5 protein-coding genes are annotated in these 13,216 nt (G+C 45.0%); all 5 read left to right on the top strand.

The genetic code is table 11. The features are described from left to right. Positions 1–221 precede the first annotated feature (221 nt). On the top strand, positions 222–4,235 hold the full coding sequence (locus NXR94_RS08475; protein ID WP_258104187.1) for a hybrid sensor histidine kinase/response regulator transcription factor: 4,014 nt from the start codon (positions 222–224) through the stop codon (positions 4,233–4,235). Between the two features lie 203 nt (positions 4,236–4,438). Next, on the top strand, positions 4,439–7,582 hold the full coding sequence (locus NXR94_RS08470; RefSeq protein WP_258104186.1) for a TonB-dependent receptor: 3,144 nt from the start codon (positions 4,439–4,441) through the stop codon (positions 7,580–7,582). Between the two features lie 17 nt (positions 7,583–7,599). Next, a complete protein-coding gene (locus NXR94_RS08465) occupies positions 7,600–9,120 on the top strand; it encodes a RagB/SusD family nutrient uptake outer membrane protein (RefSeq protein WP_258104185.1) in 1,521 nt (506 codons plus the stop codon). A 1-nt stretch (position 9,121) separates the two neighbouring features. Next, positions 9,122–10,741: a hypothetical protein gene (locus tag NXR94_RS08460; RefSeq protein ID WP_258104184.1), complete on the top strand. Its 1,620-nt coding sequence runs from the start codon at positions 9,122–9,124 to the stop codon at positions 10,739–10,741. Between the two features lie 150 nt (positions 10,742–10,891). Then, entirely contained in the window at positions 10,892–13,216 is a 2,325-nt protein-coding gene (locus NXR94_RS08455; protein ID WP_258104183.1) for a glycoside hydrolase family 3 N-terminal domain-containing protein, read from the top strand.

Here is a 13,216-nt window from a genome sequence, read left to right as displayed (position 1 = left end):
GTTTAATGTTCACTGAATCAAAAGGCCGACTATTCTCGGTATTCATAAGGCCCCACTTGGTCAGGCGTTTTGTGCCCGGGAATTAAAAATCATCATTTAATGCAGTAAACTGGTTTGTTTCCTGTTAATAGTGGTTTGCATTCGTCCATTCTTTGCATTCCGGTTTTAAAACAATTTATACTCTTTTTAGCTTAGATTTATATAAGCACAGTACTCCCGATATGATGACCCCAACTCCCATCTGTCATAAGCCGCATGACTTATTGATCCGATATGCCTTTCACAGGAGTGTCCTGCTGATGCTGTTCTTGCTGTCCATTTTATTTTCAGGCATTGCCCAGACGAATCGGTTTCAGACGATTGGCATTGATGATGGCCTGTTGAGCAACAGGGTATTTATGGTCAGGGAAGATCATTTGGGCTTTGTCTGGATCGCCACGGAAGGAGGGGTTAGCCGCTTTGATGGCCACAACCTGAAGCATTATCAACTGGAAAAAATTGAGGAGGTACGAAAGCGCAGTTTTGTTTCAGTTTTCATGGAAATAGACCCTGAGGGTGTGATTTGGGTGGTGTTCAACAATGGGATGCTCTACCGATACGATGAGGCTTTGGACGCCTTTGTTTATCATGTCCAGCTGATGCCGGAAAATCGTTCGAACATCTACATCGAGGACTTCAAAATAGCATCGAAAGATCAGTTTTTAGTGGCTACTTACGATGGGGTCTTTTTCTATAATCCTGCAAATTCTGAGTACACCAGCTTTGGGGTTTCAGTCCGAAATGTCTCCTGCATCTATCCAATTGATGAAGGTGGATATTTCATCGCAGGAAGAAATGGGCTGATTCAAGTAGACGAGCAGTATGTAGAGAAAGAGGATTATGCGAAAAAAGAAGCCGATGGTGCCTGGCTTCCGGAAAATCAGAAAATTGAATCGCTTTTTTACCAGGATTCCGAGGATAAACTATGGATAGGAACGTCTACGGCCGGATTGTATGTTTATGATCTGGCACACTACAGACTGAAGAAGGTAGTGCTTTCGAAGGAAATTCCTGTTGATGTAGCCATCAGGTCCATAGTGGATCTGGGTGGGGGTAAAATGATGATTGGCCTGGATGGAGCGGGGATCTTCATTTACGATTCCTTCGCCTCTGAAGTCACCAAACATTTGTACTACAATGAGGATGAAGAATATTCCCTCAGCTCTAATGCTGTTTATGATATTTTCATCAACCAACAAAGAGTATTGTTTATCTCTACTTATCGGGGCGGACTGAACATTTACAATCCAGCACAGCAACATTTTTACGCCATCAAACATATTAGAGGAGAAGCCAATTCGCTAAAAAATGATGTGGTGCTTTCCATTGTTGAGCCTACCTCCGGCTATATCAGCTTTGGTACTGACAAGGGGCTGAGTATCTGGAATAAGAACAATAATGACTGGCAACATATCAATATCACGGGTAGAAAAAACAACTTATTGAGTGCCGTAGTGCTATCTCAGGCGGTTGATGATCAAGGAGCCATCTGGGCGGCCTCATTCAATCAAACGATCAGTAAGTTTTCCCGGTCAGGCGACAGATTCCAAAAAGTGGAGATAGGCAACGATCTATTTGCCAATGAAGCAAGGGTCAAAAAGATCTTCTATCATCCCCATGGAGAGTTGCTCTGGGGTAATATTAACTCGGCGGTAAAGTCCCTCAATGCAGAAGGTCAGCTCAGAGAGTTTTCGATCCACGAACCGGTGGATATCGAGGCTTACTCAGATACCAAGGTGATCCTGGCCGGTAGGAATGGGATCAATATGATTGACCTGGAGTACAATGAAATCAAGCCCCTTGACAAGGCTTTGGAGGATGCCCTAAAGGGCAAGCTGGTAGCCTCGCTGTTGGTAGACGATCAAAGAAGACTGTGGGTGGGTACGATGGATCACGGGGTTTTCTGTTATGATTTTCAGGATAAAGTTTTACGTCAGTTTAATGTCTCCAACGGACTTCCATCAAACACCATTTATGATTTAATCGCTGATTTGGATGGTCATATATGGGTGGCCACGATAGAAGGGCTTAGCGAAATAGGAGAGGAAAACATCGATAACTATTTTATGTCGGATGGGATACTTTCCACCGATTTTAATAGAAACAGTGCTCTGCGAGATGATGACGGTGTACTCTATTTCGGGACTAATAAAGGGGTGATCATGTTTGATCCCGCTACGATTGAGTCCATTAAAACAGAGAAAAGGATCGTATTTACGGATTTATACCTTAATCATGAGCGTATCACCGCCGGCGAAAATTCTATTTTATCCCAACCGCTGGAATACGTGGATAATCTTAAGCTTGCTCATGATCAGAACTCTTTCTCTATTGGCTTTACGAGTGTAGATTTTATTCATGCTGATCAGGGTCGGTTTTCCTGGACCCTGGAGGGTTTTGATGATTCCTGGCTGGAAGCAGATAATGTGACACGGGCCACTTATACCAACCTTGATCCGGGGGATTATGTGTTCAGGTTAAGGCTTCTGGATGAAATTGGTCAACCCCTGGCGTCGGAATCCTCTATTAGCGTCACCATCATGAAGCCCTTCTGGCGTACGGCCTGGGCCTATATGATCTATTTGTTGGTCATCATCTTGCTGGTAGCGATGTTATTATATCTGAACCGAATGAGGCTGGAATCCAAAAATGCTGAGGAGCGTCTCCATTTCCTTATCGAAATGGCACATGAGATTAAGACTCCTCTCACGTTGATCAGAGCCCCTTTGACTGATTTGTTGGGCAATAAAAAGATTGAAAACCAGGAGCGGGAGAGCCTTGAGGTCGCCTTGAAAAGTGCAGATAAGCTCCATAAGCAGATGATGCAATTTCTTGACTTCAGGCGTGTCAGGGTCAGAAGTAGCAATTTGCAGATCCAGTCTGTGGATTTAATCGGGCTCATCGAATCCAAGGTCTTTGCCTTTAAGGTGCTGGCTGATAAGAAGCACATTACCATTGATTTTAAACACAAGGAAGAATCGTTCATTATCAAAAGTGATGAACAGATCCTCGATAAGATCATCAGTAACCTGCTTTCCAATGCGATTAAATACACGCGAGAAAATGGTGCCGTAGGGCTTTCATTGAGCAGAAGTGAAAAGAAATGGAGTCTGACGATAAAAGACAATGGAATTGGAATTTCGAAAGTCGACCAAAAGAAAATCTTCACCCTCTTTTACCGTACGGAAGATGCCAGAGGGTCCGGGAGCAGTGGGAGCGGCGTTGGTCTGGTATTGGCCAGCGACCTGGCGCATACGCTGGGAGGTGCTGTAAAACTGGTGCAATCCTCATCAAAAGGCTCAGAGTTTGAGATTTCCATGCCGATCGTGGAGACTGTTCCGCAGCAGGATTTTGCCAGGGAAAAGGAAACAGCACTTAATGAATCCAAGCGAATAGAAGAGGAGGTGCTTGGTAATGAAAAGATAAAGATCCTCATGGTAGAGGATGATGAAGACCTGCAACGATATCAAAAGCACAAGTTCGAACAGAAGTTCCAGGTATTGACAGCCAGGGATGGAGAGGAAGCGCTCAAAATGATACAGGACAATCCTCCTGATTTGATCATTAGTGATGTGATGATGCCTAAGATGAACGGGCGCCAGCTTTGCATGAATATCAAATCCAATGTGGAAACCAGTCATATTCCTTTTATTCTACTGACGGGTCTGGAGTCGAAAGAACATATTAAACAGGGATTTGAAAGTGGTGCGGACGATTACATCGTGAAGCCATTTGAGTTTGAAATCCTGGCGAGTAAGATCGACAACCTGCTACAAACCAGGTCGGCATTGCGTGATCGTTTTGTGACTGGGGATGAGGGCGTGCAGTTTCAGGATTTGTCGAACGAGTTGGATCAACAATTCCTGGAGCAAATCACCAATCTCGTGGAAGAAAATATTAGTGACCCGGAACTATCTGTGACCTATTTATGCCAGGCGATGGCAATGAGCCGGACGGCGTTTTATCATAAGTTGAAGTCGCTGGTGGATCTGTCTCCGGCGGAGTTTATAAGAACGATCAGACTAAAGAGAGCACGTAAACTGTTGTTAAATCCTGTGAACAACATTAGTGAGGTGGCCTACAGTACAGGCTTTTCGGATGCCAAATATTTTAGCACCCTGTTTAAAAAATATTACCGTCAAAGCCCATCGGCCTTCGTGGCAGAGAAGAGGGAATCCGGTCAGGTTTATTCCTGATCAGTACAGGTTTGATTATTATCAATTCCATTCTTTTTGGTCTTTGAAATTATGAAAAATCCAATCCTATAGCTGTTAAAAACGGGTTTATTGCGCATTTGATAGTATTTCAACCTCTTATAACAGTTTTCAAACCAGCTTGGGACACGGTTTTATGAACTTCGATCCATGGTTCAATAAGTAAAAACTATTACCCCAGAAGAATGAAGAAGATTTATACAGTATTGATTTTATTATTGACTACCCAGTGGGTCTCAGCTCAGCAGATGTTGCGTGGCACTGTAGTAGACAATGAGGGAGAACCCGTCCCGGGTGCGAGTATCCTGATCAAGGGTACCTCTCAGGGGACGGTCACGGACATGGATGGAGGCTATGCTCTTGAGGTGCCATCGGGTGAAGAGACGCTGGTGGTTTCATTTTTAGGTTTTATTAAAAAGGAAGTATCTGTTCAGGGAAGGACGAAATTGGATGTCACGCTTCAGCCGGATTTTGAGGAACTCGAAGAAGTGGTGGTCGTGGGTTATGGTACCGTGAGAAAGAGTGATTTGACGGGGGCCGTTGCCTCCGTACGGGTTGAAGAAAATGTGGCCCGACAATCTACCACAGTGGATCAGCTACTCCAGGGTAGAGCGGCCGGAGTTCAGGTGACCGGAGGAGGACAGCCCGGCTCGGGCATCAGCGTTAAGATTCGTGGAACGAACAGCCTAAGAGGAAATAATGAGCCACTTTACGTAGTGGATGGTATCATTATTTCATCTGCCGGAGAAGATGCTGCCTCTGCGAGCTCGGATGGAAATGCAAGTCAGTCCAACCAGAATGGTCTGAATGGCATCAACCCACGAGATATTGAAAGTATTGAAGTGCTTAAGGATGCTTCGGCCACAGCGATATATGGATCGAGAGGTGCGAACGGCGTAGTATTAATTACTACCAGAAAAGGGGAGACCGGGAAAGTGAAGATCAATGGATATGTGACCTCCTCCTTGACAAATGTCACCAAGAAGTTGGATGTGCTGAACGGCGTTGAATTTGCCCAGTATCAAAATGAAGCCAATGTACTTGATGGAGAGAACCCCCGATACCATATAGAGGGTAATAATATCTATCCGGTGACCTATGGCACATCCGGGATTTCTATAGGAGATACGGCTCTTCAGCAGATCAACTGGCAGGATGAAATTTTCATGACTGCTAAGGATCTGAATGTTGGCCTTTCAGTAAGTGGAGGATCTAAGAACGGCTCATATTATATCTCCGGTGGCTACAACGACCAAGATGGTGTTTTTGAAAACTCTCGTTTTCAAAGTGCTGACCTTAGGATGAACATGACTCAAAACCTTTCAGATAATCTGAAGGTTGAGTCCAGATTTAATGCTTTTTACGCAGAAGGCAGTTTTGCTCAGGATGGCGATAGAGCCGGAGGTACTAATAGAAGCTTTATCAACAACCTCTTGCTTTTTGACCCTGTTATCCAGGGAGATATACAGGACTATGCAGATGATAATGGACTCTCCAGTCCATATTCCTGGATCAATGATTTTTCTGATATTTCCAATGAAGAGAGATATGTAGGTAAGCTGGCATTGACTTATAAGCTGCCGGTAAAGGGGCTGGCTTATGAAATAAGTGCAGGTGGTAACATTCGAAAAAAGGAAAGAAAAAGATGGTATGGCCTGACCACCTTTCAGGGCGGAACTGCCAATGGTGTGCTTTCCATGTCTGATCTGGAGTCAAAATCTTATCAGATCAACAACCTGTTGAGATACAGTAAGTATGGAAAGATCCACAATGTCAATGCAGTAGTAGGTTGGACAATAGACGGGCGTCATGTGGAGAACAGCATATACGAAGTGCAGGATTTTGCTACCACTTCATTCACAACCGCACAGCCATTTTTTGGTCAGATCACCTCCCAGCCTTTAGAGATTCTTTATCAGGACACCAAGATTTACTCCGCACTGGGTAGGGCGACTTACAATTTCATGGGTCGATATGTAGCAACAGCTACTTTCCGATATGATGGTGTCTCCAAGTTCAAGGGTGGCAATAAGTGGAGTTTGTTTCCTGCTTTTGCTTTGGCCTGGAATGCATCCGATGAGTCCTTTATCAGCTCACTCGGAATTTTTGAAGAGTTAAAAGTAAGAGCCGGATGGGGACAAATTGGTAACCATGGTATTCAGCCTTATCAAACGCTTGCCAACTACAAGGGTGAATTGTATGCGACACCCGGAGATGGTACCAGCGTAGCTTTTATTCCTGTCAACATAGCTAACCCAACGCTGAAATGGGAAGTGACTGAGCAGTGGAATGCAGGGGTTGACTTTGGGATTTGGAATAACCGCATCACTGGTACAGTGGACTATTATCAAAAGTACACCAAGGACCTGCTTCAGCAGCCTCGTCTCCCGGCATCAACAGGGTTTTCCAGCCTCTTCGCCAACCTTGGTGAAATCAGCAACAAGGGAATTGAGTTCATGTTGAATGGAGTAGCGGTTGATAAGAAGGACTTCAGCCTGACTATTGGAGGTAATATCTCTTTCAACCAAACACGTATTGAAAAACTGGGAATACCGAACAGTGGTGTTTACATCGATGGATCGGAACAGCAACGTTCGTTTTACCTGGGAGACAATGTTTCATCAGGTACGTACTTCAAAGCACCGGCCAACATCTTCATGGAAGGTGAAGCCATCGGCTTGTTCTTTGGCTATGAGACAGATGGAATCTACCAATCCGGAGATGAAATACTGGTGGCTGGAGCGCAACCTGGTGATGTGAAAATTATCGATCAGGACGGCGACGGTGAGATCACTACATCTGACAGGACGATCATCGGTGATCCAAACCCTGATTTTGTCTACGGCATTAACCTGGGAGCGACCTACAAGCGATTCAATATCAATGTGTTGATCAATGGGGTTTATGGCAATGATATCGTCAACGGAAACTCCGTAAGACTGGGAACCGCTGAGGGCAATGGCACGAACATCTATCCTGAGGCATATCATGGTGCCTGGAGACCGGAAAGAGAAACGAATTTATATCCAAGGATCGGTTATAAAGGAGAAAATAGTGCTTCAGCGATCACCGACCGAATTGTTGAGGATGGAAGCTTTATGCGTGTAGGAAATGTCACCCTGGGGTATGATATACCTATGGATAATGTAGAGGGGATTGGATCTATCAATCTTTACGTGGCGGGTCGTAACCTACTGACACTAACTGGGTACAAAGGATATGATCCTGAAGTAACCAGCTTCATGTACAATGGTAGCATTATGGGAGTGGATTGGGTATCTGTGCCCAATACGAAGAGTATCACTTTCGGAGCCAACATCACCTTTTAACCCAAAACAGTATTGAAATGAAAAATATTATAACATATATATTGATTGTGGGGGTCTTGTTTACAGGATGTAGCTTGGAAGAAGATCCGCCATTTTTGTCGAACGAGAATGTGTATAGCACAGCTGAAAATGCACGTGCCGCACTGGACGGTGTTTATCTTGGCCTGGCCGGATATGACCTTTACAGTAACGTTTACTATTTCCTAAATGGCCTTTATTCGGGCTACATGGTCTCCAGAAGGGGAGGTAATAGTGTGAATACAGCCTTCAACACCAGCATCGGATCGTTGAATTCCTCAAGTGGAGAACTGAATGCTGAGCGTGTTTGGGCACAGATTTATGTGGCCATAGCAAGAGCTAATGATGTCATTCATTCTGCTACAGCGGATGAAGGGTCAATCGATCCTGACCAGATGGTGATCAATGATGTGATAGGTCAGGCCTACTTTGTCAGAGCCTATTCCTACTTCACCCTGGTGAGCATGTGGGGAGAGGTGCCTATGAGATTGGCACCGGCTACAACGGAAACCATTTCATTGGCCAAGTCATCAGAAGCGGAGGTTTATTCGCAAATCATCAAAGATGCTGAGATGGCGCTTTCATTGATGAATGGTTCGGCGGGCGATCAATACCCACAAAGTTTGGCAGCCAATATGCTGTTGTCGAAAGTGTACATGTCGTTGGCTACTGCTTCAGCCGATATTAAAAGTGATACCGCTGATTACTGGCAGGTAGCTTATGACGAAGCGATAAAGGTTTACGGCCAATATGAACTCGTGGGAGATTATGATGCTCTTTTCCAGGAGGTAACAGGAGATAATAATGTTGAGAGCATTTTTGAGTTGCAATCTAGTGACGGTGCCTCGCACGACTGGGTGAGGGCTTATACTCCTAATAATTACACCTATGCAAACACTTTCGGCTGGTTGCAGGTCAATGCGGACTTTTATGACTTGCATGCCAATACCTATCCCGGGGACCCAAGGTTGACTACGACCTATCTGACCAGCTGGAAACAGCAAAACAATGGTTCAACCACGAATAAGTATCCGGTCAATAGCTCCAGAAGTTCTTTTGCTAATGCTCATCCATTTTTCTTCAAGCTTTCTGAAAAGGACCCCACAAACGAAGACAGGGTAGGCAATCAAAACATTGTGCTTTATCGCTATGCAGATCTGTTGTTGATGTTGGCAGAGATATCTAACGAGCTGCAAAATGGTGAGCAGTTAGGATATGTCTCAGAGGTGCTGGGTCGTGTTGGACTTTCTCCGCAGGCCAAATACTCAGGCACACAGGCTGATTTCAGAGAAGCGATCATGCGGGAATATCAGTTTGAGCTATTGGGTGAAGGTCAGGATATGATGACGGTGAGAAGAAGAGGATATGACTGGTTTAAAGCGAATATCATCGATTTCCATAATAACAATGTGCTCTTTGATCCGAGTGTGGATGTGCAACATGCCGAGGGAGAAGATGTAGTCATGAGGCTGGATATCCCTGACCTTGAAATTAATGCTAACCTCTTAATCCAGGAATAAGATGAAAACTTTGAATATCAATTTTAATATCATATTGGCGCTCCTTGTACTGGTCTTTTTTAGTTGCCAGGAAGAGGAAGATTTTGAAAGGTATGTACCTCAAACGATCTCAGCCGAAGACAGTGTGGTCACTTTTTCCGATGTGGAAACTTATCCATATCTGGATGTGATCAGCGCAGATACACCAACGGTGGAAATTTCAGGAGCTTACAGCTTTGTGCTGGATTCTATTAAGGGGCCTGAAGGAAGTACTTTTCAGCGAAACAAGTTCAGTATTGATAAAGCTTCAGGGGTGATCTCTTACGAAAATGAAGGAGAATTGAGCCCGGGAGAATATACGCTCGGCGTAGGCATAGCTACCGCCTCTGGTCTGTTGGTGATGAAAGAAGCGGTGACATTTACCGTGTTGGAGGTGCCTATTTCTTTGAATATAGATAACGCCAGCGTTGAAGTTGGGTCACTGGATCTGGGAGTACTGGCCACAGTGAGTTATACGGATAACTCGGCAGGTGATGTGACATCGGTGAAGTACTCTCTGATTGAATCTGTACCAGGATTTGAAATCAATGAAAGTACAGGAGAAATTGAAAAAACTGCCGCCAGTGAGCAGATCAGTCCATCCTTTTCTGTTAAAGTGGAGACTAATCTGGGGATAGTGACTTTTATTGAGGTGCTTACCGTAAATGTAGGTCCGGCCCCAACCATAGATTACTTCCAGCAGGATGGAATTACTGCCCTTACAGGAGTGACACTTTCACCATGGACTGCTTATTCTACTTCCAATCCGACACTGGATGGAATGGATGCTGCCGGAGGATATGAGGTGATTTTACCTGCGGAACTGAGTGCTTTCTCAGGATCATTCTCTTCAGATGCCAATGGTAGCGTTTCTATCGCTGCGGATGCTGGACTTCCGCTGGGTGTTCATACCATCGGGGTGATTGCAACCAATGCCAGCGGCGTTTCAAAGGATTTTGAAGGAGTTTTCAATCTGACCGTGGAAACCAGATGGGACACAGAGAACCCTGTCTTTACCGAAAACTTTGATGCGGCCACAAGTACGCCTACGGCACCGGAAGCCTTCAATGCGAACCTGACGGGTTACGCACTAAATGCTTCAGTACAGAACATGAATGTGTTTGAGAATACCTCGAAAGGTGTTAAAACCGTGCGATTAAATCAGCCCGGCGGTGATGTGGATAATCCGATTGATGCGGTTCTTGAACTGAACTTAACCATGCAATCGACCTGGAAAAAGCTGAGGGTCTCATTCAACGACGGTTTTGGTTTTGCCGATAATAGATTAGGCTGGTATCAACGCACTCTTGCGAGTAGTCATAGCAATACTGGATTGGCAACAGGCACCTATGATGCTCACTGGCAGGAGATAATGGCCTTTGATAATGCTGGCTGGAGTGGGTCTTCTATTTGGTCAACTTTGACAAGTGATGCAGATCTTAACCCTGTTCCTTTTCAGGAAGTGGAAGTAACCCCGGGTGAATCTAATATTTACATAGCCTGGAGGGTTGTGAAATCCGGAGCTGCCACTGGTGGTGCGCAATTCCTTATTGATGAGATCAGAGTGGAAGCCTCAGTGCCATTTGCGGCAGAAGAAGAATAACCGAAAAAATTGAGCAAATGAAGACGGTTTTTAGACAGAAGAAGAAGTACACAATCATGCAGTTTTTTGTGGCCTTTTGCCTAGTTGCAGCGCTCGTTCTATTGACCGTCTTCATGCTTGAAAGTTGATAACACCGAATATTGAAATAAGATGAACTCCCGATATATATTAAGTGCATTTTCTGCTCTTTGGTTAATGATTGCCAGTGTTGGTTGTCAGACGAAAATGGCAACTTATGAATACACCGATCCAAATGCCCCGGTGGCAGAGAGAGTTGAGGATTTAATGTCCAAAATGACCCTGGAGGAGAAAATTGGACAGATGTGCCAATACGTGGCACCCTTGCATATTGAAGAATCCAAGAAGCGTATTAGTGGTGATGAGCTGATCCATAACGATCAGTGGGGATTGTACCCCGGTATGAGTACCGACTCATTGAAATCCCTGATTGCCTATGGAGAGATTGGCTCTTTTCTGCATGTGAAGGATGCGAAAGAGGCGAATGAATTACAAAAGCTGGCTCAAGAGTCCCGGTTGAAAATACCATTGCTGATTGGAATCGATGCCATCCACGGTCATGCCATGATTGAGGGCAGCACGGTATTCCCTACACAGTTGGGATTATCTTCTTCGTGGGATAATGACCTGCTTTATCGTGTGGCTAAGGCTACCGCTCAGGAGGTCAGAGCTACCGGAATGCACTGGACTTTTTCTCCCAATGTAGATGTAGCCCGGGATCCCCGATGGGGCCGTGTGGGTGAAACATTCGGAGAAGATCCATACATGGTTTCACAGATGGGTGTGGCTTTTACAGAAGGTTACCAGGGTGATTTTGGCAAGGACAATGTGCTCGCGTGTGCCAAGCATTTCATTGCAGGAAGTGAGCCTTATAACGGAACAAATGCCTCACCCATGGATGCTTCCATGAGACAGTTGAGGGAGATATGGCTGCCTCCATACAAAGCACAGGTAGAAGCAGGAGTGGCGTCCTTCATGGCGGCGCATAATGAGTTAAATGGAGTGCCATGTCATGGCAATAAAATGTTGCTGACCGATATCCTCAGAGGCGAATGGAAATACGATGGATTTGTGGTAAGTGACTGGATGGATATAGAGCGCATCGAAAAGCTGCATCAGGTAGCCGAAAATGGAAAAGAAGCGATCCGGTTATCTGTAGATGCGGGAATGGATATGCATATGCACGGTCCTGATTTCCTGTATCCATTGGCTGAATTGGTACGGGAGGGAAAGATCGCCGAAGAGAAAATTAATGAGTCATGTCGAAGCATCCTGAACCATAAATTTCAATTGGGATTGTTTGAAAATCCATTTGTGGATGAAAAGGTGATAGATCAGACGCTCTACAACGAGGCCAATAAAGCCTTGGCATTGGAGGCGGCAAGAAAGTCCATTGTGTTATTGAAGAATGATGGGTTGTTACCGCTATCTGCTGATAAGAAAAAGATTTTGGTGACAGGTCCAAATGCCAACAACCACCGCGTAATGGGGGACTGGTCGTTGCCACAGCCGGAATCAAATATCATGACGATCTATGAAGGTTTTAAGCAGGTATTTGAGGGAGCAGCGGTCGATTTTGTGAATAGCGGCGAAAGCCTTGTAAATCCTGATCAGGCACTGCTGGACAAAGCAATCAGTCAGGCGAAAGGCTATGATGTGATCGTGGTGGCGGTTGGTTCTAACTCTTTGAGATATGACAAGGACGAAAAGAATTGTGGTGAGAACGTAGGTCGCTCTACGATTAACCTGATGGGCAACCAACTGGAGTTGGTGAAGAAGCTTTATCAGCTCAATAAGAACATCATTGTTGTTATGGTCAATGGAAGACCGCTTTCTGAGCCATGGATCAAAGAGAATATCCCGGCCATCATTGAAGCATGGGAGCCTGGAGCTTTTGGAGGTCAGGCTGTTGCGGAGATTGTGAAGGGTGATCTGAATCCATCAGGAAAGCTGACGTTGACTTTCCCTTATCATGTAGGACAGGTGCCAATGGTGTATAACCACAAGCCATCCGTGTTCTTTCATAAGTATGTTGATGCACCCTCTGAGCCACTTTGGCATTTCGGTTACGGGTTGAGTTATACTAATTATGAATACAGTTCCTTGAAGACGGATAAAACGGATTATCAACCGGATGATGTCATCACGGTGACGGCACAGGTGACCAACAGTGGTAAGGTGGACGGAACAGAAGTGGTGCAGCTATACATCAACGACCAGGTCTCTGAGGTTACTCGTCCGGTTAAGGAATTGAAAGGTTATCAAAGAGTGGCGCTCAAGGCAGGAGAATCAAAGCAAGTTCAGTTTGATCTGAAGGTCAGCGATCTCGCTTATTATGATCTCGACATGAATTATGGAGTCGAAAAAGGAGTCTTCACCCTCATGGTAGGTGGCTCTTCCGGTGATGAAGACCTTCAGCGTGTGGAGGTGAATGTGGTAGAATCAAGTGTATTATAA

The organism is Marinoscillum sp. MHG1-6, from assembly GCF_024714475.1.
Lineage (GTDB): Bacteria > Bacteroidota > Bacteroidia > Cytophagales > Cyclobacteriaceae > JAMZMI01.
Note: the sequence above shows the minus strand (reverse complement) of the source record. Positions and strands in the feature narration are given on the sequence as shown.

Bases quoted from the DNA above. Each gene is read 5' to 3' on its own strand.
- NXR94_RS08475 (WP_258104187.1), top strand. From the start codon at position 222: ATGATGACCCCAACTCCCATCTGTCATAAGCCGCATGACTTATTGATC.
- NXR94_RS08470 (WP_258104186.1), top strand. From the start codon at position 4,439: ATGAAGAAGATTTATACAGTATTGATTTTATTATTGACTACCCAGTGG.
- NXR94_RS08465 (WP_258104185.1), top strand. From the start codon at position 7,600: ATGAAAAATATTATAACATATATATTGATTGTGGGGGTCTTGTTTACA.
- NXR94_RS08460 (WP_258104184.1), top strand. From the start codon at position 9,122: ATGAAAACTTTGAATATCAATTTTAATATCATATTGGCGCTCCTTGTA.
- NXR94_RS08455 (WP_258104183.1), top strand. From the start codon at position 10,892: ATGAACTCCCGATATATATTAAGTGCATTTTCTGCTCTTTGGTTAATG.